At 64.4% G+C, this 24,035-nt stretch carries 19 protein-coding genes; 8 read left to right on the plus strand and 11 right to left on the minus strand.

The window, feature by feature from the left end; all coding sequences use genetic code 11:
• Positions 1-53 precede the first annotated feature (53 nt).
• The 8 genes from V7116_RS02640 to V7116_RS02675 all read left to right on the plus strand — a co-directional run bounded on the left by V7116_RS02640 (position 54) and on the right by V7116_RS02675 (position 10,876).
• Positions 54-1,241, plus strand: coding sequence for a S1C family serine protease (locus tag V7116_RS02640; RefSeq protein WP_324390134.1), 1,188 nt, complete (start codon positions 54-56; stop codon positions 1,239-1,241).
• A 20-nt stretch (positions 1,242-1,261) separates the two neighbouring features.
• Positions 1,262-2,179 carry an ABC transporter ATP-binding protein gene (locus V7116_RS02645; RefSeq protein WP_324390136.1) on the plus strand — a complete coding sequence of 306 codons (918 nt, stop codon included), beginning with the start codon at positions 1,262-1,264 and terminating at the stop codon, positions 2,177-2,179.
• A gap of 79 nt (positions 2,180-2,258) precedes the next feature.
• On the plus strand, positions 2,259-5,120 hold the full coding sequence (locus V7116_RS02650) for a Gldg family protein (RefSeq protein WP_324390138.1): 2,862 nt from the start codon (positions 2,259-2,261) through the stop codon (positions 5,118-5,120).
• Entirely contained in the window at positions 5,107-6,351 is a 1,245-nt protein-coding gene (locus tag V7116_RS02655) for a DUF4340 domain-containing protein (RefSeq protein ID WP_324390140.1), read from the plus strand. The genes V7116_RS02650 and V7116_RS02655 overlap by 14 nt, the downstream gene beginning before the upstream one ends.
• 292 nt (positions 6,352-6,643) lie before the next feature.
• The gene (locus tag V7116_RS02660) at positions 6,644-7,240 is read left to right on the plus strand and encodes a TetR/AcrR family transcriptional regulator (RefSeq protein ID WP_324390142.1); all 597 of its coding nucleotides are present in this window, start codon (positions 6,644-6,646) and stop codon (positions 7,238-7,240) included.
• A gap of 214 nt (positions 7,241-7,454) precedes the next feature.
• Positions 7,455-9,008: an MFS transporter gene (locus tag V7116_RS02665; protein WP_324390144.1), complete on the plus strand. Its 1,554-nt coding sequence runs from the start codon at positions 7,455-7,457 to the stop codon at positions 9,006-9,008.
• Between the two features lie 151 nt (positions 9,009-9,159).
• Positions 9,160-9,966 carry a BtpA/SgcQ family protein gene (locus V7116_RS02670; RefSeq protein WP_324390146.1) on the plus strand — a complete coding sequence of 269 codons (807 nt, stop codon included), beginning with the start codon at positions 9,160-9,162 and terminating at the stop codon, positions 9,964-9,966.
• Positions 9,967-9,970: 4 nt separating this feature from the next.
• On the plus strand, positions 9,971-10,876 hold the full coding sequence (locus V7116_RS02675; protein WP_324390148.1) for a DUF7916 family protein: 906 nt from the start codon (positions 9,971-9,973) through the stop codon (positions 10,874-10,876).
• Between the two features lie 201 nt (positions 10,877-11,077).
• Here the strand turns inward: V7116_RS02675 and V7116_RS02680 are convergent, their stop codons facing one another.
• From V7116_RS02680 to V7116_RS02730, 11 genes are all read right to left on the minus strand, one after another.
• On the minus strand, positions 11,078-12,280 hold the full coding sequence (locus V7116_RS02680) for a CaiB/BaiF CoA transferase family protein (protein WP_324390150.1): 1,203 nt from the start codon (positions 12,278-12,280) through the stop codon (positions 11,078-11,080).
• A gap of 75 nt (positions 12,281-12,355) precedes the next feature.
• Positions 12,356-13,810: an aldehyde dehydrogenase family protein gene (locus tag V7116_RS02685; RefSeq protein ID WP_324390152.1), complete on the minus strand. Its 1,455-nt coding sequence runs from the start codon at positions 13,808-13,810 to the stop codon at positions 12,356-12,358.
• Between the two features lie 352 nt (positions 13,811-14,162).
• Positions 14,163-14,915: a nucleoside phosphorylase gene (locus V7116_RS02690; protein WP_324390154.1), complete on the minus strand. Its 753-nt coding sequence runs from the start codon at positions 14,913-14,915 to the stop codon at positions 14,163-14,165.
• The gene (locus tag V7116_RS02695; protein ID WP_324390156.1) at positions 14,916-15,884 is read right to left on the minus strand and encodes a carbohydrate kinase family protein; all 969 of its coding nucleotides are present in this window, start codon (positions 15,882-15,884) and stop codon (positions 14,916-14,918) included. It abuts the gene before it with no gap.
• Positions 15,881-16,450, minus strand: coding sequence for a cysteine hydrolase family protein (locus V7116_RS02700; protein WP_324390158.1), 570 nt, complete (start codon positions 16,448-16,450; stop codon positions 15,881-15,883). Before V7116_RS02700 ends, V7116_RS02695 begins: the two co-directional genes overlap by 4 nt.
• Positions 16,451-16,455: 5 nt before the next feature.
• The gene (locus V7116_RS02705) at positions 16,456-17,355 is read right to left on the minus strand and encodes an ABC transporter permease (protein ID WP_324390160.1); all 900 of its coding nucleotides are present in this window, start codon (positions 17,353-17,355) and stop codon (positions 16,456-16,458) included.
• A 14-nt stretch (positions 17,356-17,369) separates the two neighbouring features.
• Positions 17,370-18,800 (minus strand): ABC transporter permease subunit, encoded by a 1,431-nt coding sequence (locus V7116_RS02710; RefSeq protein WP_324390162.1) that lies wholly within the window; start codon positions 18,798-18,800, stop codon positions 17,370-17,372.
• Between the two features lie 46 nt (positions 18,801-18,846).
• A complete protein-coding gene (locus V7116_RS02715) occupies positions 18,847-20,364 on the minus strand; it encodes an ABC transporter ATP-binding protein (RefSeq protein ID WP_324390164.1) in 1,518 nt (505 codons plus the stop codon).
• A 110-nt stretch (positions 20,365-20,474) separates the two neighbouring features.
• A complete protein-coding gene (locus V7116_RS02720) occupies positions 20,475-21,617 on the minus strand; it encodes a BMP family lipoprotein (protein WP_324390166.1) in 1,143 nt (380 codons plus the stop codon).
• A 267-nt stretch (positions 21,618-21,884) separates the two neighbouring features.
• The gene (locus V7116_RS02725) at positions 21,885-22,628 is read right to left on the minus strand and encodes a GntR family transcriptional regulator (protein WP_324390168.1); all 744 of its coding nucleotides are present in this window, start codon (positions 22,626-22,628) and stop codon (positions 21,885-21,887) included.
• Positions 22,629-23,075: 447 nt separating this feature from the next.
• Positions 23,076-23,831: a glutamine amidotransferase gene (locus V7116_RS02730; RefSeq protein WP_324390170.1), complete on the minus strand. Its 756-nt coding sequence runs from the start codon at positions 23,829-23,831 to the stop codon at positions 23,076-23,078.
• Positions 23,832-24,035: the final 204 nt, after the last annotated feature.

The raw sequence follows: 24,035 nt of genomic DNA on the forward strand, positions 1-24,035 counted from the left end.
CTGATAGTCTGTGCAGTTGAATGTGGTGGAAAAGGAAAGGTGAAGGAAGCGATATGGTAAAGCGTCGAATCTTCTATGGTGCGGCGACGGCGGCTATGGCTCTTGTCGTTTTGTTATCGGTATTTTTGATGTCCGGCGGTGTGGGTACGACGGTGCAGGGCGCGACCCTTCTGGACGCGACCGCGACGCCCATGCCGGTCATGGCGGTTGACAGCACCTCGGCCAGTTCGGTTGCCGCTGCCGCCGATACGGTCATCGAGCAGCTTTACAACGCGGTCAGTCCCTCGGTCGTGTCGATCAACGTCGTGGCGACCCGCCAGGGCAACGGCTACTTCCCCGGCTCGACCATCAGCGGGACCGGCTCCGGTTTCGTGATCGACACCGCAGGCCACATCGTCACCAATAACCACGTGGTCGAAGGCGCGACCGATATCGAAGTCAACTTCGTGGATGGCACCATCGTGCGCGGCACGATCGTCGGGACCGACGCGAATTCCGACCTCGCCGTGATCCAGGTCGATCTGCCCGCCGAACAGCTTCACCCGGTGGCGTTTGCCGATTCCGACGCGCTGACCATCGGCCAGTCCGTGCTGGCGATCGGCAGCCCGTTCGGCCAGCGCTGGACGCTGACGACCGGCATCATCAGCGGCCTGGACCGCACCATCGACGGCCTGAACAACTTCTCGATTGGCGGCGTGATCCAGACCGATGCGGCCATCAACCCCGGCAACAGCGGCGGCCCGCTGCTGAATCTCGACGGCGCGGTGATCGGCGTCAACTCGCAGATCATGACCGAGTCGGGCAGCAACTCCGGCGTCGGCTTCACCATCCCCAGCAACCTCGTGCAGCGCGTGGCGAACGAGCTGGTCAAGAACGGTGAGGTGCAGTACAGCTACCTGGGTATCGAGGGCGGCGACATCAGTCTGGCGATCATCGAAGCGCTCGATCTGCCCAACAACCAGCAGGGCGTCGTGGTCAGCAACGTGCAGTCTGGCGGTCCGGCGGATCAGGCGGGCCTTCAGAGCGCCACGATCCACCAGCAGGGCATGACCCAGACCATCGCCAGCGCGGACATCATCACCGCCATCGACGGCACGCCGCTCAACGGCATGGAATCGCTGATCAGCTATCTGGCGAATCACACCTCGCCTGGCCAGAAAGTGACTCTCACCGTCCTGCGCGGCGGTCACGAGCAGAGCATCGAGGTTACGTTAGGCCAGCGTCCTTCTAGCGCAGCATAAGCAGCACACATAAGGTCACTATGATCACGGTCGAGAACCTGAAAAAGTCCTACGGTGCGATTCAAGCGCTCAACGACGTGAGTTTTCAAGTCGAGGCCGGTGAGATCGTCGGGATGCTCGGTCCCAACGGGGCGGGCAAATCGACGACGATCAAAATCCTCACCGGCTACCTGCACCCGGACAGCGGCTCGGTCACGATCAACGGCCTGGACATCCTGACTCACACTCAGGAGGTCCAGGCCCAGATCGGTTATCTGCCCGAAACCACGCCGCTCTACGGGGATCTGTCGGTGCAGTTCTACCTCAAGCTGATGGCCGACATGCGCGGCATCCCCGCCGCCGACCAGCCGCCCCTCATCTCCGAAGCGATCGTCGTCACCAGCCTGCAAAACTTCCGCGCGCGGCCCATCAGCCAGCTCAGTAAAGGCTTGCGGCAGCGTGTCGGGCTGGCCCAGGCGATTCTGCACAGGCCCCGCCTGCTGATCCTCGACGAGCCGATGATCGGGCTGGACCCGACGCAGATCGTGGAGATCCGCAACCTGATCCGCCGCCTCGCTCAGACGACCACCGTCCTGTTTTCGACGCACATCCTGTCCGAAGTCGAGGCGCTGTGCGACCGCGTGATCGTGCTCATGGGCGGCGAGGTCAAGGCCGATGCCCGCCTGAGCGATCTGTCGCGCACGGCGGATATGGTCCTGGTGCTGGGTCAGGACGGCCAGGGCGTCGCGCCGCAGCTTCAGGCGCTGCCCGCCGTGGACGAGGTGCAGACCTTCCGCACGCCGGAGGGCTGGCCCGCCTACCGCGTCGTCAGCGCGCAGGACCTCTGCCCCACGATTTATGACCTCGCGCGCAGCCACGACTGGCCCGTGCGCGAACTGAAACGCGAAACACTGACACTCGAAGCGATCTTTAACCAGCTTGTCGCTGCCGAGGGATAGCCGGGTCATGAAACAGATTCTCTCAATCACGCGAAAAGAGCTTAACAGCTACTTTAGCTCACCGATGGCGCTCATATTTGTGGGCGTTTTTCTTGCGGCGACCCTGTTCACCTTCTTCTGGGTCGATACCTTCTTCGCGCGCGGCCTTGCGGACGTGCGCCCCATGTTCCGCTGGATGCCCACGCTGATGATCTTCCTCGTCGCGGCGCTGACCATGCGCCAGTGGAGCGAGGAGCAGCAGACCGGCACGCTCGAAATGCTGTTCACCCTGCCAATGAAGTTGTGGCAACTGGTAATCGGCAAGTTTTTGGCGGTGGTCGGGCTGGTTGTGGTGGCGCTGGCGCTGACCGCCTTCCTGCCGATCACGATCTCGTTTTTCGGCAATCCCGATCCCGGCCCGATCGTCGGCGGCTATCTGGCCGCCGTGCTGATGGCCTCCGCTTACGCCGCGATCGGCCTGTTCATCTCGTCGCGCACCAAAAACCAGATCGTCGCGCTGATCGTCACGGTGCTGGTTTGCGGCCTGTTCCAGCTCGTCGGCAGCCAGCAGATCACCGGCCTCGTTAATGCCGACGTGGGCGAGATCCTGCGCGCGTTCGGCACGGGCAGCCGCTTCGAAAGCATCGAGCGCGGCGTGCTCGATCTGCGCGATCTGCTCTATTACGTCTCGCTGACCGTGGTCTTCCTGGTGCTCAACGTCTTCTCGCTGGACAACAAGCGCTGGGGCATTGGCGACGCCGCGAAGCAGATGCGCTTCAACAGCAAGGTCGGCGTGACGCTGCTGGCGGTCAACCTGCTGGCCTTCAACGTGCTGCTCTACCCGTTCCACAGTGGCCGCCTGGACCTGACCGCCGACCGCCAGTACAGCCTGTCCGACGCGACGAAGGATCTGCTGGGCAACCTGCAGGAGCCGCTGATCGTGCGCGGCTATTTCAGCAAAGATAACCACCCGCTGCTGTCGCCCCTGATCCCCACCATCGAGGACATGCTCGAAGAGTACAAGATCGCGTCCAACGGCAAGATGGACCTGAAGATCCTCGATCCCATCGACGATCCCGAAGCCGAAGCGGAGGCCAATCAGGTCTACGGCATCCAGCCGACGCCGCTGCAAGTTTCCGAGCGGTCGGGCGCGTCGGTGCTCAACGTCTACTTCGACATCCTGATCCGCTACGGCGACCAGAGCACCACGCTCAACTTCCAGGATCTGATCGACGTCACGCAGTACGGCAACGATGTAGACGTGCACCTGAAGAACCTGGAGTATGACCTCACGCGCAGCATCCGTAAGGTGGTCTACGGCTTCCAGAGCATCGACGCGGTGCTGGCGACGTTGAGCGAACCGGCGCAGCTGACCTTCTACTACACGCCGAGCACGCTGCCCGATTCCCTGGCCGACGCGCCCGACACGATCCAGACCGTCGCGCAGGGCATCGCGGATGCGTCGGACGGCAAGCTGGTGTTCACCAGCGTCAACATGGACGACGCGTCCAGCAACGTCGATCCGCAGCAGCTCTACAACCAGTACGGCATCCAGCCGATTGCGACGGGTTTCCTCTCGGCGGATACCTACTACCTGTACATGGTCGCCAGCGCGGCGGGCAAAAACGAAGTCATTTACCCGTCCAGCACCATCGCCGAAGCCGACGTGCGCAGCAGCATCGAAGGCGCATTGCAGCGCATCGCGCCCGGCTTCCTGAAGGTGGTGGGCCTGTGGACCTCCGCCGACCAGCAGGACGAGATGGCCGCCTACTACGGCCAGTCGAGTTCGCTTCAGGCGTTCGATACCGTCTCGCAGATGCTCGGGAGCGACTACGACGTGCAGACCATCGACCTGACGACCGGGCAGGTGCCCGACAACATCGACCTGCTGATGTTGATCGGCCCGAAGGACTTCACCGACATCGAGCGCTACGCGGTGGACCAGTATCTCATGCGCGGCGGCACGGTCGTCGTGATGGGCGGCAGCTACGACCTGGGCGTGGACCAGATGATGGGCACGCTGGCCCTGGTCCCCATCGAAAACGGCCTGCAAGACATGCTCGCCTCCTACGGCGTGACGGTCGAGCCGACCGTCGTCATGGACACGCAAAACGCGCCGTTCCCGGTACAGGTCGCGCGCAACGCGGGCGGCGTGACGGTGCAGGAGATCCAGGCGATCGATTACCCGTACTTCGTCAACGTGCGCGCCAGCGGCATGGACCGCGACAACCCGATCCTGGGCAGTCTCGCCTCGGTGACGCTCAACTGGGCCTCGCCGCTGACCGTGGACGCGGACAAAAACGCGAACCGTCAGGTCACCACGCTGCTCAAGTCCAGCGCGAACGCCTGGACGACCGACAGCCCCAGCGTCGAGCCGAATTTCACGCTCTACCCGGAACTGGGCTTCCCCGCCGGGTCCGATCAACAGTCGTACCCGCTGGCCGTGGTCATCGAAGGCAGCTTCGACAGCTATTTCAAGGACAAGGAATCGCCCTTCGCGGCGGCGACCGAAACCCCCGCCGACACGGGCACGGGCGGCGGCTCGGAATCCGCCCCGGCGGCCCCCGTCAATGGCCCGATCGCGTCCTCGCCGGACACAGCCCGCCTGATCGTGATCGGCAGCAGCGAGTTCCTGAACGACAACGTGATGCAAACCGCGTCGCGCGTGGACCAGGAAAGCTATACCAACGACCTCCAACTGGTCGAAAACGTGGTGGACTGGTCTACCGAAGACACGGATCTGCTCGCCATCCGCTCGCGCGGCGAATCGGCGCGCCTGCTCGATCCGCTCTCGGATCACGATCAGCGCTTCTGGGAAGGGTTGAACTACGGTTTTGCGCTGGTGAGCCTGCTGGCACTCGGCGGGCTGTGGCAGTGGCGCAAGCGGACCGAAAAGCCGATGGCGCTGGTGACCGTTCCTGTGGCTGCAACACCCGAGGTGCACGACGATGAACAAGACTAATCGAATTCTGGCGGCGGTGCTGGTCGTCCAGCTCGTGCTGCTGGCGGCGATCAACCTGTGGCCTCACTCGGAATCGAAAGCGGCGGGTGGGGCGCTGGTGGCGGACTTCGCGCCCGACAGCATCATGCACATCCAGGTCACCGGCTCCGACGAGACGCAGGTCGCGCTCGAAAAGACGGATAACGGCGGCTGGGTGCTGCCCGCTTACGACGACTTCCCCGTGAACGCCTCGACCGTCACCACGCTGTTGAGCGGCGTGCAAAACCTGACCACCGACCGCCTGATCACCGAGTCGGCCAGCAGCCACCGCCGCCTGAAGGTCGCGGACGACGAGTACGAGCGGGTGGTCGAGCTGACTGCGTCCGGCGGCGCGACGACGAAACTGTATCTGGGCAGCTCCGGCAGCGGCAGCACGATTTACGTGCGGCTCGACGGCGAGGATCAGGTCTACCTGGAAAGCGGCCTGTCGTCCACCAGCGCGCCGTCCGACGTGAGCCGCTGGGTGAACACGCTCTACTTCAACGCCGCGTCCGATCAGATAACCTCGCTCACGCTGACGAACGCGAACGGCACGTTCGACTTCACCAAAGCGGGTGAAGGTTGGACGATGGCCGGGCTTGCGGACGGCGAAACGCTCAACCAGGATACGTTCAGCACGCTGCTCAGCCAGGTGACCGCGCTGCGGTTGAGCAAGCCGTTGGGCAAGACCGCGCAGGACACGTACGGCATGGACGCGCCGCAGGCGGTGATCACGCTGCACGTCATGGAAGCGGAAGCCGCGCCCGCCGCGACGGAGCAGGCCGAACTTTCGACCTCGCTGCTGCCGTCCACCGAGGAAGTGCCCGAAGCGACCATCGCCCCGACCGCGACCCCTGTCATGGTCGAGCACGAGTACACGATCACGCTCGGCGCGGCGCTGGATGACGGCGTCGTGGCGAAGGCATCCAATTCCGACTACTACGTGCTGCTGGCGACGACCGTCGCCGGGAACTTTACCGCCAAGACGCGCGCCGATCTGGTCACTGCGCCGCCGGTCGCCACGGAATCGGCTCCGGAATCGATGCTGCCCGGTCTCACGCCGGAAGGGACCGAACCCGTTGCGTTGCCCGGCGTGACGCAAGCGCCCACCGCCGAAGTCACCGAACCCGCCGCGACTCTGCCCGCGACCGAGGCCGCCCCCGAATCGACCCCCGCCGCAACGGCACTGGCGACGGAATCGCCCGCATCGTAATGCTCTTGCATATCCGTGAGGGCGTATTGATGTAATTTAATAATAAATCCGGTCATCACCACGATCTCACCCCCGGCCTGTACATCAAGTTGGAGAGCGGCTGGGGGTGAGGTCGCCTTTGCCTTGTTCCTGACTCACCGTCAACCGCATCCTCTCCAGGGAAGGACGCCAGCCTGTAAATTTAGGCCTCCCTATTTTTACGTTTTTCTAACGCAAATCCCCTCTTGACAGTCAAAACAACCGGACCTATACTGCGCTTAGTTAACGCTCGTTAAGTGAATTGCAGGAGATAATGGCCGACCGTACGAACCGTCGCGACGAGATCCTGGACTCGGCCAGAACGCTGTTTATCAATCAGGGATACGAGACCACCTCCGTGCGCCAGATCGCGGAGCAGGTGGGCTGTACCGAAGCGGCGCTGTACTATCACTTCCCCGGTGGTAAACGTGCCTTGTTCGGGGAGGTGCTCGAAACGAATTTGCCGAGCTGGGTCAACCTCATCACCGCCTGCGGCGAGGCGGAAACGCTGGAGGAGTTTATCCGGGGTGTGGGGCACCTGCTCATCACGGAAGCCAATACGGCGAAGCTCAATCACCTGCGCTGGCTGATGACCGAATATCCGACCCTCAGCGACGAGGAGAAAGAACACGTTCACTATAAGCAAAGCCTGTTCCGCCACGCGCTGATCGAACGCATCATGCGTTACGTGCCGGACCGCCGCGAGGCGGAGCACATCATGTGGACCATCATGTTTACCTTGTTCGGTTACACGGGCTTGATGGTCAATCTCGATGTGAAATCTGAGGTGTCGTTTGACGAGGATGCCTTCATTGCCAGCCTCGCCGCGCGGCTGGCACACGGCGCGACAGCGATCAAACCCGAGCCATAAGGCTCTCAGGCAGCGCCCGCGCCTGTCACGGACCGGCCTGCAATAGACCTTTTCCCATTTAGTTCCCTTTGAATTACATGCTTCTTTGAGGCTTTAGCTCAACGGACGGTCCGCACAGCCGCCCGCGTTAAAGTGTTAAGCTCTCACGCTGTCTTAACAGGAGGAAATCATCGTGGAACGAGCTGCACAACACGCAAAAAATCCATGGCGGGCCATGATTTTCATCGGAATTTCGCTGCTCGTCATCAGCCTGGATAATACGATCCTGAACGTAGCGCTGCCGTCGATCTCGATCGAATTGGGCGCAACGGCCAGCCAGCTTCAGTGGATCGTGGATGCCTACGTCCTGGTGTTTGCCGCGCTGCTGCTGACGATGGGCGCGGTCAGTGACCGGATCGGGCGCAAGCGCGCGCTTCAGTTCGGCCTCGCGTGGTTCGGCGTTTTCTCGCTGATGGCGGCGCTGTCAGGCTCTACCACCATGCTGATCGTTACCCGCGCCCTGCTGGGCCTGGGCGGCGCGACGATCATGCCCTCGACGCTGTCCCTGATTACGTCGATGTTTGACGACGCGAAGGAACGCGCGCAGGCCATTGCGATCTGGGCCGCGATCTTCGGCCTGGGCGTCGGCGTTGGCCCGGTGGTGGGTGGGTGGCTGCTGGAGCACTACCAGTGGAACGCGGTGTTTGTGGTGAACCTGCCGATCGTCGTGCTGGCGATCGTCGGCGGTCAGCTCACCATCGAAGAATCGCGTGACGAGCATGCGCCCCGGCCCGATATCCCAGGCGTGGTGCTGTCCATCACCGGTTTGTTTGCGCTGGTGTACGGCATCATCGAGGCCGGGCAGAGCGGCTGGGCCGAGCAGAACGTGCTGATTGCGTTTGGCGCGGCGGCGGTGCTGCTGGGCATCTTCGGCTACTGGGAATATCGCAGCCCCAACGCGATGCTGCCGCTGGGCTTCTTCAAGAATATGTCCTTCACGGGCGCGAATCTGGCGCTGACGCTGGTCGTGTTCGGCCTGTTCGGTTCTGTGTTCTTCTTCAGCCAGTACTTCCAGTCGGTACAGGGGTACACCGCGCTTGAAGCCGGTCTGCGGATGTTCCCGCAGGCGATCGTGCTGATGTTCGCCGCAACGATGTCGGCGCGCGTTGCGGGTATCCTGGGCACGAAAGTCACGGTCGGCGTGGGCATCCTGATCGCGGCGGCGGGCCTGTTCATGATGTCGCAGGTGTTGGACGTTGATACGCCCTATGGCATCGTCCTGCTGGGTATGGTCATTCTCGGTATCGGCATGGGCACGGCGATGAGTCCCGCCACCAACTCGATCATGGGCAGCGTGCCGGTGCGTAAGGCCGGGATCGGCTCCGCGATGAACGACACGACGCGCCAGTTGGGTGGTGCGCTGGGCGTGGCCGTGCTGGGCACGATCGCCAACAACACCTACCTGACCCAGATCTCGGCGCTGGAATCCAAGCTGCCGCCGCAGGTTCCGGGCGATCTGTACAAGGCCGTGGAAAGCAGCATCCAGGGCGCGCATATTGCCGCTGGTATGGTGCCCGATCCCACGGTGGCACAGTTGATCGTGAATTCGGCCAACCACGCGTTTACGTCGGGTATGAACGACGGCATGTTGATCGGCTCGGCGATCATGCTGCTCGCGGCGCTGGTGGCCTTCGCCATCCTGCCCTCGGAAGTACGCCGCTCGACCGAAGAAGAAATGTCGTTCGGCGTCCGGTCGGATGCCATGCGCGCGCCGGTCGCGGGCGACTGATCGACCGTTTCCCTGGCACGTACAAGCGGGCGATCCCGGTGAGGATCGCCCGCTTTTGTTTGGCCCAAAACACCGACCTCAAACCCCGGCAGCCGTGGTATAGTCACCCTTGTTTTGCGTTCAATTGGCACGCCACCGGAGAAATCACCCCATGACCTTTACATCCCTCTTTGCCGACCGCAAGCCGATGATCGGCATGGTCCATTTGCTGCCGCTGCCCGAAACGCCCGGTTTCGGCGGCAGCGTCGATGCCATTTACCGGCAGGCGCAGGCCGACGCCGACGCGTTGATCGCGGCAGGCATCGACGCCCTGATCGTTGAGAACTTTGGCGACGAGCCGTACCTGATCGGGGAGCCGACGCCCGCGCAGGTCGCGGTGATGGCCGCCGCCTCCTCCATGATCCGCCGTATGACCGCCATCCCGCTGGGCATCAACGTGCAGTTCAACGCCTATCAGGCCGAGATCGCGCTGGCGTATGCGTGTCAGGCGCAGTTCGTGCGCGTCGAGGTGTTCGTGGACACGGTGATCTCCGCGCAGGGGCTGGCGATGCCGTGTTCCGCGCAGATCCAACGCGTGCGGCGGGCGCTCGGCGCGGCGGACGTGCAGCTCTGGGCGGATATCCAGACCAAGTACACGCACAACCTCAAGGATCAGCCGCTGACGGTCTCCGCGAAGGAGGCGCAGGCTGCCGGAGCCGACGCGCTGATCGTGACCGGCGCGGCGACCGGGCAGGCCACCCCGCTCGACGCCGTGACCGAAGTCAAGCGCGTGGTGATGCTGCCGGTCGTGGTCGGCAGCGGCACGACTATCGACAGCCTGCCGGACGTGCTGCGCATCGCGGACGGCGCGATCGTCGGCTCCGCGCTCAAAGTCGATGGCCGCGCGGAGAATCCCGTGTCGGCGGAACGGGCGCAGGCTTTCATGCAGGCTGCGCGCGCGCAGCGGGGCGAGGGATAACACAATGGCGGTTCGACTGCTTGACGCGTTCGCCAGCGATTTTGCGCGCATGTCGGGGGCGGATCTCGCCGCCTCGATCCGGCAGGCGGAAGGGCGTACCCTCGCCGCCGAAGTGATCCTCTCGTCCGAGCCACCCGTGGAAGGTGTGTCGCACGGCGAGATCGCGGCGGCGATGGGCGCGGATCTGATCGCGCTGGACGCCTACGATCCGTTTGCCCCGGCCATACCCGGCGCGCCCGCGTCCGTGCTGGACGATCCCACGCCATTGGAAGCCTACAGCCGCCTGCTTGGCCGTCCGGTCGGAATCAACCTGATCGTGGCGGATGCCGATCTGGGCAGCGGCCTCGGCGGGCGGCGCGTCAGCGAGGCGTCGGTGGAGGCCGTGGCGGCGCAGGGCGCGGACTTCGTGTTCCTCTACGTGCGCCCCAAGATGGGCGGCACGCCGGAGATGATGCAGGCCGCCGCGCGCCTGATCGCGGATCGTGCGCCGGATGTGATGCTGATCGGTGTGCCGTCGTTCAGCCTGCCCGCCCCGCGCGACGCGCAGGGTGTGGCAGGTTACTTGCAGCAGGCGTCCGCGCTGCTCGATGCGGGCTGCGCAGGGATCGGACTGCCCGCGCCCGGCAGCAAACAGGGCTGGCTGTTCGAGCCGACCGCGCAGATCATCGACGCAATCCATGCGCGTGAGGCGCTGGCGTGGTTGTTCGTAACCGGATCGATCGAAGGCGCATCGACCGACGCGATGGTGCAGATCGCGCTGGCGGCCAAACAGCTTGGCGCGGATGCGGTCCGGCTGGACGAGGCGGGCCTGTCGGGGATGCCCGTGCCGGAAAATATCCTGGTGTTTTCTATCGCGCTGCGCGGCAAGCGCCACACCTACCGGCGCATGGCCGCGTCCATTCTGCGCTGACGCCTGTCGGGGCGCATTCGCAATACGTCCCCGTGTGCGTAGGGGTAGGGCTTGCCCGACCCGGCATTTCTCACCACGGGCGCGGCAAGACGTCCCACCGGGTTTTGTAGGGGCGGGTTTGTAACCCGCCCTGGTTTTGATCCGATTTAAAAGTTAAAGACCATACGATACGCCCCACAGACCCTCACCCCTGGCCCCCTCTCAAACCGCCCCCGCCTCCCGGCAGGCAGCGATCGCGGCATCGTCCAGGCCCAGCACGTCGCGCAGCACCTCGACCGTGTGCTCGCCCAGGTGCGGCGGTTCGCGGCGGATACTCGGCGGCGTCGCGGAGAGCTTCAGCGGCGAACCGATCGAGCGCGTCCCGTCATCGGCGGTGTGAATCAGGTCGCGCGCCTGCACGTGCGGATCGTCCAACGCGGCAGGGATGGAATTGATCGGCCCCGCCGGGATGCCCGCCTCCACGAATACACGCGCCCAGGTTTGAACCGGCAGCAGCCCGAACACGGTATCCAACTCGCTGATGAGCCGGTCGCGGTGCTCGACGCGTGCCGGATTGGTGGCGAAGCGCGGATCGATCACCAAGTCGGGCCGTCCGATGATCTCGCACAGCTTGGCGAACTGGCCGTCATTGCCCACCGCCAGCACGAATTCACCGTCGGCGGCGCGGAACGTCTGGTACGGCACGATGTTGGGATGCTGGTTCCCGTACCGGCGCGGTTCTTTGCCGTCTACCAGCGTATTGCTCGCCACGTTGACCAGCGCCGCGATCTGCGAATCGAGCAGCGAAATGTCGATGTGCTGGCCCTCGCCCGTCGCCCCGGCGTGACGCAGCGCGGCCAGGATCGACGTCGCGGCGAACAGGCCCGCCAGCACGTCCGAGATGGCGACGCCCACCTTTACCGGGTCGCCCTCCACCGGGCCGGTGATGGACATCAGCCCGCTCATGGCCTGGATCACGTAGTCGTAGCCGGGGCGGTTGTGGTACGGCCCGGCTTGCCCGAATCCCGTGATGCTGCAGTACACCACCGCCGGGTTCTGCTCGCGCAGATCCTCGAAGCCCAGCCCATAGCCCGCCATCTGGCCCGGCATGAAGTTTTCGACCACGATCTGGCTCTGCGCCGCCAGCCGCCGCGCGAGGTCGCGCCCAATGTCCGATTTGAGATTCAGCGTCAGGCTGCGTTTGTTGCGGTTGGCGCAGAGGAAGTATGCGCTTTGTGCATCCGCGCCGTACCCGGACCACGGCGGCCCCCAGGCGCGCGTATCGTCGCCCGTGCCGGGCCGCTCGATCTTGATTACGTCCGCGCCCAGATCCCCCAGGATCATCGTGCAGAACGGCCCGGCCAGCACGCGCGAAAAATCGAGCACGCGCACGCCGTTGAGTGCGGCATTTCCCGGTTGGCCCATGATCCCGCTCCCTGGCTGTTAAAAAAGGACCGGCAGGGCAGTCCGTGCCGGTCAGATTTGCGATCTAATTTTCCGCTACCGTGGATCGCGGTAGCGGTAACGCACGTGCTTGTACTCCATGTACGCGTCCAGCCCCGGCTGGCCGAGTTCGCGGCCCATGCCGCTCTGCTTCATGCCGCCGAACGGCGCGCGGATGTCGGTGATGTCGTTCACGTTGATGCCCACACCGCCCGCGCGTAGGTGCTTCGCTGCGTAAAACGCCTTGTCCAGATCGTTGGTATAGACGTACGCCGCCAGCCCGTACGGCGTATCGTTCGCCATCTCCACCCCTTCTTCCAGCGTATCGAACGCCGCGATAGGCGCCAGCGGCCCGAACGTTTCCTCGCGCATGACGCGCATATCGCGGTTGACGTTCGTCAGCACGGTCGGCAGGTAGAAATAGCCGTGCGCGTACTGCGTCCCGCTGGGGGCCTGCCCGCCGGTCAGCACCGCCGCGCCGCGTTCCAGCGCGTCCTCGACGTGCCCGACCACCGTTTCGATCGCGGACGCATTGATCATCGGCCCCATGTCTGCGTCCGGCTCCGCGAGGCCGTCCGCCGTGACGCGCAGCTTGCTCGCGGCGTCCGCGAAGCGCTGCGTGAACTCGTCGTAGCGCGCGCGGTGCACGAAGATGCGGTTGACGCTGATGCAGATCTGCCCCGTGTGCGAAAACGTACGGCGCAGCGCTTCCGGCACGGCCATGTCCAGATCTGCGTCATCCGCGACGACGAACGGCGCGCTGCCGCCCAGCTCCAGCGTAACCGGCTTGAGCTGCTGCGCGGCCTGCTGCGCGATCCACAGCCCGGTCGCGGTTGAGCCGGTGAACGCGACTTTGCGGCTCAGCGGATTCGTGACGATCTCCGCGCCGACGCTGCGGCCCGGCCCGGTGACGATGTTCAGCACGCCCGCCGGGATGCCCGCTTCCACGAACGACTTCACGAACAGCGTCGCGGCCAGCGGCGCTTCACTCGGCGGCTTGATCACGAACGTACAGCCTGCCGCCAGCCCTGGTCCCAGCTTCCACGCCAGCAGATCCACCGGGAAGTTCCACGGCGTGATCGCGCCCACCACGCCGATCGGCTGGCGCAGCACAAAACTGTGCGTCGGCCCGATGTCCCCGGCGAAGTGTGTACCGTCCAGGCGGCGGCCTTCTTCGGCGTAAAAATCGATCACGTCCGCGCTGTAGCTGTTTTCCTTGTTCGAGTCGTTCAGCGGCTTGCCGTGTTCCTGCGTAAGCAGGCGGTTCGCTTCGTCCAGGTTCGCGCGGAAGATGTCCATGGCGCGGTGCATGATCGCCGCGCGCTCCCGTGCCGACAGGCCCGCCCACACCGGGAACGCCGCCGTCGCCGCTTCGAGCGCGGCCTGTACGTCCGCCGCCGTGCCCTTCGAGATCGTGCGGATCACGCTGCCGTTGGCGGGGTTAGTCACGTCCTGCGTGCCGCCGTCCGAGCTGGCGACCCATTGTCCGTTGATAAGCAGTGTTTCAGCCATCTTGAGTCCTTCAGGTGATAAGGTTTGCCCGGTTGAGGGCCATCAACTGCATCTCACCCGCGTTTGCCGTTGCTTTTCTCCCCCTCTCTAACTTGATTGGAGAGGGGGACGGGGGGTGAGGTGACTTGCAAGCCCCGCTGCGGTTCACATCATAATGTCGTCGTAGGGGCAATTCATGAATTGCCCCTACCATTGCCGTTGGGGGACGGTTTTCTCCCCTCTCTAACTTGATTGGAGAGGGGCCGGGGGTGAGGTGTTCTTGCCCGATCCTTGACCCCGTTTCCCTATCCCCTGGTCTTCAAAGGCCGTAGGTGACAGCGCCCGTGCTTTTTCTTTTGCTCCTGGTGAACCGCTAGCGGCTCACCGCTGCATGGGCCTTCTCCCACGCGACGAGGCCGTCCAGCGCGGCGATCACCATGCGGCGATCCACGTCGGCGCGCACGACCGGGTCCAGGTGCAGGTGCGGCTGCGCCTGCACGGTGACCGCGCACATCGCGGCGGCGGCCAGCCGCAGGGTCTGCCCTAGCACGAATACCAGCGACGTTTCCATATCCAGGCTCAGCACGCCCGCGTCCTTGAGGTCGTGCACGTCCAACGCGCCCTGGCCGATCAGCTCGGGGGCCATGTGCGGGTAAAAGGCGTCGAACGTGGCCGTTAGCCCGGTGCGCACGTCGAGATCGGCGGCGCGGCCCGCGCTTTCCAGCGCATGCACCAGCGGCCAGTCGGGAATGGCGGGGTAGGCCAGCGGCAGATACGTGGGCGACGTGCCCTCGAAGCGTGCCGCGCCCGTGGAGAGCACCACCTGGCCCATCTGCGCCTCGACGCCCATCATCGTGCCGATCCGCACCACGGCTTTCGCCCCGACGAGCGCCAGCTCGTGCAGCGCGATGGCCGTCGAGGGCGCGCCGATCCCGCCCGATACCACCGTGACCGGCGTCCCGCAATGCGAGCCGGTCGCTACGGCGAATTCACGATTCACGCCGATCATCCGCGCATCGTCCAGCAGATCCGCCGTGCGCTGCACGCGCGCCGGATCGCCGGAGATCAAAATCAGCGGGGCCACGTCCTCCGGCACGAGCCGGAGATACAGGGTCGGTTCGGACATCTACGCCTCAACCTCTCTGTCTGAAGTCTCGAATTTGTTCGGAGTCTCAAAAGGTCCAAAGTGCTGCGCATACCGCGCCATCGCCTGTTCCCAGGTGGGCAGGTTGGTCTGGCAGCCGAGTTTTTCCAGCACGAACGACGCGATCACCGCGCCCAGCCGCGCGCCCGTTTCCGGCGAGCAGCCGCGCAGCAGCCCGGCCAGGAATCCGGCCATGAAGCCGTCGCCCGCCCCGGTCGGATCGACGATCGTGTCCACGCGCACGCAGGGGGCCATCTTCCGCCCCTCGTGCGTGATCACCACCGAATCCGCCGCGCCCTGCGTCACCACGATGCCCCGTGTGACGTCGCTCAGGCACGTTTCGAGCGTCTTGCTGCCCATCGCATCCAGCACGTACCGCGCTTCGATGTGGTTCATCACCACGTAGCTGCTTGCAGCCATCAGGTCGCGGATCGCGCCGGGCGTGAAAGCGTGAATATCTGGCTTCATGCCCCACACCAGCGGCACGCCTGCCGCGCGCACCTGCTGCGCGAACTGCCGGTTATAGCCCAGTGGACCCACCGTCAGCAGCGCGTAGCGGTACTGCTCCGGCGCGACCAGTTCCAGCGCGCCCTGCCATGCATCCGCCGCGCCCGCGAAGAAAAAGTCCGTGTGCTGGTAGTCGGGATCGAAGTACAACGTGCTGCGCGACGTGCGCTCCCCGGCGAGCCGGATCACGTTGTCGGCGTTGATGCCGGAGGCGGCGAGGTGGCGCATGTAGGCGTCGCCCTGGTCGTCGTCGCCCAGGATCATCGCCAGCCCGGTCGAAAAACCGAGTGTCGCCAGCGCGGCGGCGACGTTCGCCCCGCACCCGCCGAACTCCGGCTCGTCCGGCAGGCTGCGCAGGATCGCCGTCTGCCCGACTTCCGGCAGGTGCGAGACGTGCGCGATGTAGTCCAGGCTGGGGTAGCCCGTCGCCAGCACGTCTTTCATGCCGTCTCGCCCTCGCAGCGCAGCAGCTCGATCGCCCGCGCCAGATCGACCACGCGGCCCATGTACTTGTCGATGTCTTCCAGGTTGGCGACGTGCAGGTGTTCCTTGTCGGTCGAGACGCATTCGCGCGGGATGATCACGCTGTAGTTCATCTCGAACGCATCCTGCGACGTGGCGCGGATGCACACGTTGGTTTTGGTCCCCGTGATGAACAGCGTATCGACGCCGTTATCGCGCAGCACGAGGTCGAGATCGGTCCCCATGAACGCGCTGTAGCGGCGCTTTTTGATCACGTAATCTTCCGGCAGCGCGGCCAGCGGTTCGGCCAGCTCCACGCCGCGCGTGCCGTCTGTGCAGTGTGCGCGCACATGGGCCAGCTCCCAATCGGGTTTACCGGGCCGGTGCGCGTCGATGATCCAGATCACGATCGCGCCCGCTTTGCGCGCTTCCGCCACGAAAGCCTCGATGTGCGGCACGATGGCCGCCGCCTGCGGGTGCGGCACTTTGCCTTCGGGATCGACAAAATCCTTGATGACGTCAACCACCAGAACTGCTTTTCTGCTCATGAGATTTACCAACCCTTGCGCCATTCTTTGCGTACGGAAATGAGGACCAGCGCGACGACGACCATCAGGTACGGCATCATGTTCAGGAATTCATTGGGCAAAAAGGTGTCGCGCAGCTGGAGCCGCACTTGCAGCGCCTCGAAGAAGCCGAACACCAAGCACGCGACCGCGGTCCACTTGGGCCTCGCCGCCGCGAAGTACACCGCCGCCAGCGCGATGAAGCCCCGGTCATTGGTCATGCGTTCGCGGAACAGCGCCAGATTGCCCAGCGACAAATATGCGCCGCCCAGTCCGCACAGCGCCCCGCCCAGGATCAGCGCCAGATACTGCATGCCCTTGACCGAGATCCCGGCGGTTTCGGCGGCGTTAGGGAACTCGCCCACAGCGCGGATGTGTCCGCCCACCACTGTGCGGTACAGGAACACTGACGTCACCGGGACCATCACCCACGAGATATAAACCAGCGGTGAATGCCCGGAGACCACCTCGCCCAACACCGGGATTTTTTCGACCAGCGGAATGTCCAGCAGCGGCAGTTTGCTCAGCCCTTCGGGGGTGAACGTGCCCGACTGGTCGTAGATGATTTTCATCAGGTAGGCCGTGCCGCCCACGGCGAAGGTGTTCATCGCCAGCCCGGCCACGATCAGGTTGGCGCGCATGGTTACCACGGCGAACGCGAACGCCGCGCCCAGCACCGCCCCGACGATCACCGCGCCGCCCACGCCCAGCCACGTCGATCCCAGCTCGTAGCCGATGGCGACGCCCGCGAACGCGCCCGCCAGCATCAGCCCTTCCAGCGCGATATTGATCAGCCCGACCTGATAACTCAGCAGGCCCGCCATGCCCGCCAGCAGCAGCGGGGCGGAAATGCGCAGGGTGGCGGCTGCCAGATTGATCCAGTCCATCGTTCTCCGCTCCCTTACGCTGCCACCGGCGCGCTGTTCTGCTCGGCCCCATCGTGCGCCTGGGGCGGGGTGGCCTTTGACGCCGTGCGCCGCCGCCGCAGGAAATCGACGTTGAGATCGATCGCCACGAAGAAGATGATCAGCGCCTGCAAGATATCCACCAGATCGATCGGCACGTCGGTAAACATCTCGACCGTGGTGCTGCCGCTGCGCAGCACGCCGAACAGCAGCGCGCCGATCAGAATCCCGATCGGGGAATTATGCCCCAGCAGCGCCATCGTCATGCCGTCGAAACCGTACCCGCGCGAAAACCGCGCCGTGAAGTTGTAGTGCACGCCCATCACTTGCCCCGCGCCCGCCATGCCGCCCAGCACGCCGCTGAGGAACATCACCTTGAGGATCGTTTTCCCGAGCGGGATGCCCGACCACCGCGCGAACAGCGGGTTGTCGCCCACCATGCGCAGCTCGTAGCCGAGCGTCAGGCGGCGCATGATGAAGATCACCACCACCACGCACACCAGCGCCACGATGAAGCTGCCGTTCAACTGCGAGCGATCCAGCAGGCGGGGCAGTTGGGCCTGCGGCGCGATCGTTTCCGACATGCCGTTCGACTTGCCCGGCACGAAAAACGGGCCGCTCTGCACCATGTAGCTGGTGAACTCGATCGCCACGTAGTTCAGCATGATCGTCGTGACCACCTCGTCCACGCGCAGCCGCGCCTTGAGGTAGCCGGGGATCAGGCACCACAGCCCGCCGATCAGCATGGCGAGCAGGAACGCCGCCGCGATCATCACTGGGCCGGGCCAGTCCACGAACGTGAAGCCGATCCACGCCGCGCCCAGCGCGCCCATGTACAGCGAGCCTTCCACGCCCATGTTGAACACGCCCATGCGGAACGCCAGCGCCGTGCCCAGGCCGGTGAAGATGATCGGCGTGGCGGCCAGCAGCGCGTTCGCGCGTTTGACTTCCGTGCCCAACCCCTGCTCGAACAGCACGCGGTACGTGTCCACCGCGTTTTTGCCCGAAAGCTCCAGGATCAGCCCGCCGATGATCAGCGCCATCTCGATCGTGACGATCACGCGCCCGATGTTGTGCGCGGCCCCGGCCAGCGATTCGGCCCAGGACGGTTCGTGGAACTCGTGGCCGCAGTGCGTGCACGATCCGCCGCTTGGCGCGACCTTCTCGCCGCAGCCCGCGCAGCGCCGGTCCAGCAGCGACACCAAAAAGAACCACAGCGGCGCGAGCAGCAGCGCGCCGCCTACCGCGCCGGTCGCCGCGCCCAGGACGACGCCCAGCGCCGTCGAGCGGTTCCGCGCGACGAATAACCCGCCGGTGATCACCGCCCCGATCACGCCCCAGACGATCACGCCCAGCCACCACTGGCCGGGGCCGCCGAGGATCGGGCAGATCACCCAATATTGAAGCGGAGTACGTGGTAAGAACATGAGAAACCTGGCCTTGACGCGTTTAGAATAATCGGGCCGCGCGGCGCTACGCCGGGATCGCCGTCCGTCCTGCCATCAAAATGCCGAGCTTTTCGCGCGTGGCGTCGCTCGCCTCAAGCTCCCCGACGATCTGCCCCTCGAACATCACCACGAACCGGTCCGCGACCGCCAGCAGTTCGTCCAGGTCGGCAGAAATCAGCAGGATCGCCGCGCCCGCGTCACGCAGCCGCAGCAGTTCGCTGTGCACGTACTGCGTCGCGCCCAGATCCAGCCCGCGCGTCGGCTGCGCCGCCAGCAGCACTTTGGGCTGCTGCGCGAGTTCCCGCGCGATCACGACCTTCTGCGCGTTCCCGCCCGAAAGCGTTTTGACGCGCACGTTCGGCCCGCGCACGCGGATGTCGAACTGCTCGATGGCATCCTGCGCGAAGCGTTTCATCGCGCCGGGACTCAACACCCCGCCGCGTGACATCGGCGCGAGGTGATAGCGCGTCGAGACGATGTTTTCCGTCAGGGATGACTCGCCGCTGAGGCCCTGGTGCGAGCGGTCTTCGGGGATGAGCGCCATGCCCAGTTCGCGGCGGCGGCGGTTGCTCGCGTGCGAGACGTCCTTCGCCTCGATGCCGACCGTCCCCTGTTTGATCCCGCGCAGCCCGACCAGCGTTTCGATCAGTTCGCTCTGGCCGTTGCCTTCCACGCCCGCCAGCCCGACGATTTCCCCGGCGTGCACTGTAAACGAGACGCCGCGCAGCGCGGGCAGACCCCGATCATCGACGGCGTGCAGATCGCGCACGGACAGGCAGGCCGCGCCGCTGTGCGTTTTGGCGGGCGTGCGCCGCAGCGTATCCAGGTCGCGCCCGACCATCATCTGCGCGATGATTTCCGGCGTGGTGTCCGCGACCGTCACCGTGCCGACCAGCTCGCCGCGCCGCAGCACCGTCGCGCGCTGGCAGATCGTCATCACTTCGCGCATCTTGTGCGTGATGAAGATCGCCGTGCGTCCCTCGTCTACCAGCCGCCGCAGCACGTTGAACAGGTCGTCCACTTCCTGCGGCGTCAGCACGGCGGACGGTTCGTCCAGAATCAGCAGGCGCGCGTCGCGGTACAGCAGCTTGAGGATCTCCACGCGCTGCTGCTCGCCCACCGACAGATCGCGCACCACCGCCTGCGGATCGACGGCCAGCCCGAAGCGCTCCGAAAGCGCCCGCACGCGTTTGTCCATCGTGCTGTGGTCCACGAACAGGCCCCGGCGCGGCTCGTAGCCCAGCGCGACGTTTTCCGCGACGGTCAGCGAGGGCACAAGCTGGAAGTGTTGGTGCACCATGTCGATGCCGAGCTTGATCGCGGCCTGGGGATTCGGAATGGAGACGGGCCGCTCGTCGAGATAAATCTGCCCCTCGTCGTGCTTTTCCATCCCGTACAGGATCTTCATCAGGGTCGATTTGCCCGCGCCGTTTTCACCCACCAGCGCGTGGATCTCGCCCTGCGCCACTTCCAGCGTGACGTTGTGATTGGCCACCACGCCCGGAAATGATTTGGTGATGCCCTGCATGCGCAAATACGCCATAATGCCCTCGGGTTGGGTCTTTCTTGTGCTGTGATGAGACTGCGCTGCGCACCCGCTCCTGGGCGCTGGCATCCTACACGCCCAGGAACGGGTGCATCGGTTAGTCAGAGCTAGCTGGCTTCGGCGGTGGCTTCAGCCGTCGCGTCGGCGGCAGGCGCTTCCGCGAGCACCGACTGGAGTTCCGCGAGTCCCGCGCAGGTCGGGTTTTCGTTCAGGATGGTAACTTCGTCGGCGCTGATCTGGCGGGTGTCGATCACCGTCAGTTCGCCGTCGATGATCTGCTGCTCGATGGCCGCAACTTCATCCAGGTATTCCGCCGGGATGATGTCCTTGGTGTATTCCATCGGGCTCAGGCCGACGCCGTCCGGCAGGCCGTAGTACACGATGCCGCCCTCGATCTCGCCGTCAACCAGACGGCGGATCGTGTCGTAGACGCCCGTGTCGGCGCGCTTGAGCACGCTGGTCAGCACGTTGCCGGGGGCCAGATAGTCCTGGTCGCTATCCACACCGATCGCGAAGAAGTTGCCTTCCTTCGCCGCTTCGATGATGCCCGAGCCGGTCCCGCCCGCAACGCCGAAGACCACGTCCGCGCCTTCTTCGTTCATCGCCACGGTCATTTCGCGGCCCTTGTCGGGGTCACCGAACGAGTTCGAGTAACCGAACAGCACCTGGATGTCGGGGTTGACCGAGCACGCGCCCTGCAGGTAGCCCCATAGGAAGATGTCGATACCGGACGACTGCACGCCGCCGATCGCGCCGATCACGGCCTCGTCGTTGGTCTGCTCGATCGTGTCGTCGGTGGTGACCATCGCGGCCAGCGCGCCCGCCATGTACGATGCAGTGTGCTCCTGGTACATGATCGACACGACGTTGGGCTGGTCGGAGACGTTGTTCAAGATGGCGAACATCGTGTCCGGGTAGTCGCCCGCGATGCGATCCAGTACTTCCGCGTGGCTGTATTCCAGCGTGATCACGAGGTCGAAGCCCGATTCCGCTGCCGTGCGCAGAAGCTGCTCGCCTTCGGCCACCGGGTCCGCCGATTCGATCGGGACCACGTTCACGCCGAAGTCCTCGGCGGCTTTGTTCAGGCCTTCATAGCCGCTGTCGTTGAACGAGCGGTCGCCCAGTCCGCCCTGGGAGATGATCAGGGCGACGTTGTACTCTGCATCCTGTGCGTGTGACGTGGGGGCGGCGGCGCCGAAGAACGCGGCGACGAGCGCCAGGGCCATGACAAAACTTGCGACTTTCTTCATATCTTGTTTCCTCCTCGAAAAACGCAAATCGACCGGTGATGGTGCGAAAGCCGGGCTGCCGGGGGTAAGGACCGGTTAGGTGACGGATCGGACCGGTCATCCCGTGCGGCGCGAGCTTGTTGACCTTTCCTCGCCCTTGAAAAGGGGAGGCCGCGAACGATGGGGAGTGAAGAATTTAAGTTGGTTCTGATAACGTGTCCCTCCTGCCCGGTTCACGGTGAACCGTTTGGCAATCCGGTTAGCAGAACAGGCGGAGGCCGGCGGCATTTATCGCCGCAGCCACACGGTATAACGATAGAAGTTCGCCCGGTAGTAGGCGTATACTGCCTCGACGGGCGCGTGATTTTGATCCCAACTGACGCGGGTCGCCTTCAGCAGCGGCTCGCCCGTCGGCAGTTCGAGCAGCCGCGCCGTTTCGTCGTCCGCGGCGGTGGCTTCCAGCGTTTCCTTCGCCTCGACCAGACTGTGCCCGATCGTTTCCAGCGAGGCGTACAGCGATCCCGCCGTTTCCAGCGCGTCGCGCGTCAGGTTGGTGCAGATCAGGTAGGCGTCGTGCAGCGCGACCGGGTGATCTTCGGCCAGCCGCAGCCGCTTCAGGTGCAGCACGGGCGTATTCGGCTCGATCGATAGCAGGCTGGCGACCGCTTCGCTGGCAGGCACGGTGCTGAAATCGAGGATCTGCGCGCCGGGCTTGAGATTGCGCGCGTGCATGTCTTCGGTGAAGCTTTCCAGGCGCTGAAGCGGGTGCTCGAACGGCTGCGGCGTGACGAAGGTGCCGCGCCCCTGTTCGCGGTAAATCAGCCCCTTGTTGACCAGCCGCGTCATCGCCTGCCGGACCGTCATCGTGCTGATGTGCAGTTCACTGGCGAGGATCGTCTCTGAAGGCAGCGGTTCGTCATCTTCCCATGCCTCGTCCATGATCAGTGCCTCGAACTGCTCCTGAAGCTGCTGGTAGATCGGGATCGGGCTGCGCCGGTCAATTTTGATCTGGGAAAGAATGCGTTCGCTCATATAACACTCTTTCATGTCCTGACGGCTGCCGGGGATGGCAAGATGCACAATGAATCGTTTTTATATTTAGGCTTAATAGCCAGTAAAGACAAAATGACACTTCATATATCTAGTTCTCTATAGAACTTACTCTATTATATGCGCAACTGCGGGTCTGGTGTCAAGAGGGTCGGCGCACCAAACGTTGGAGCACTTTGCACAGCCCAAAAGACGATCCGCCCAGTTTTGCGCGGACCTCTTGTGCGCTTCGGGGGAACTAAACGGAGGCGGCGATCACACCGTCGGGGCGGTTCATGAACCGCCCCGTGCACAGATTTCCATATATTCACCCGGCAAACTCGTAGGGTGTCTTGCCGGTTCCCGTTCTCCGGCGGTGGCTGGAAGATGGCCGGGGTGACGGTACTTTTGCTCCTGATTTTGACTAACAACTATCGACTATCAACTGCTTTACCGCTGCCCCGCCAGCCACTCGATCGACTGGATCCACAGGCGGCGATAGCCCTCCCACTGCGCGAACGGCTCCGGGCACCAGTGCGGCCCGATGTCCGACGCCCACGCGAGCGTGCGCCCGCGCCCATAGCCGCGCGCCGCGAGCAGCGGGTAGCCCTGCACGGTCGCCAGCAGGCGCGCGTCCGGTTTCAGCGCCAGCTCGTTGAAGCCCAACAGCACCGGCCACTCGCCCTCGAACCCGTCCAGGATCGGGTGTGCGGGCTCGACCACGACCGGCTGCGCGCCCTCCGGCGTCTCGATGCGGTCGTCGAAGGTCATGATGTCCACAGGCAGCACCTCTTCGACCGGCGTGCGGTAAAACTTGGCCGCCGCGCCGATCCCCGCAAACGAATAGTAGCCGCCGCACATCAGCAGTCCGCCGCCCTGGTTGACCCACTCGCGCAGCAGCACGAGGCGGTTGGGCGAGGTCTGGCCGCGCTGCCACGTATCGGGGTGCATCAGCAGCGAGTACGCGCCGATGTCGCTCAGAATCACCGCGTCATAGGCGTCCAGCGCCTCCAGCGTCTGCGGGAAGGTCTGGCTCGCCAGATGGCTCGGAATGTGCGTCAGCTCGATCTCGGACCCGTCCAGCGCCTGCGCCAGATACGCGAGGCCGGTCTCGTAGGTCGCGGTCGTCATGTAGTCGAAGCCCTTGTAGTGCGTCGTGGACATCATCCACGATTCACCGGCCAGCAGCACGCGCAAAGCAGTCATGGCGTTTCCTTTCGAGGTCCGACAGCGTCACATGGCGATGATTGTACCCGGACGACCCCAACCGCGCCTTGAGAACACGCAGGGGGTGGGCTTGCCTCACCCGGTTTTTCGCCCGGCAGCCCTCCGGCACATACACGTAGGGGCGATTCACGAATCGCCCCTACACACAACATCCCTGTATTGCTTTTTGTTCTTGCTTTTTGT

The organism is Aggregatilinea sp. (assembly GCF_036822615.1).
Taxonomy (GTDB): Bacteria; Chloroflexota; Anaerolineae; order Aggregatilineales; family Aggregatilineaceae; genus Aggregatilinea.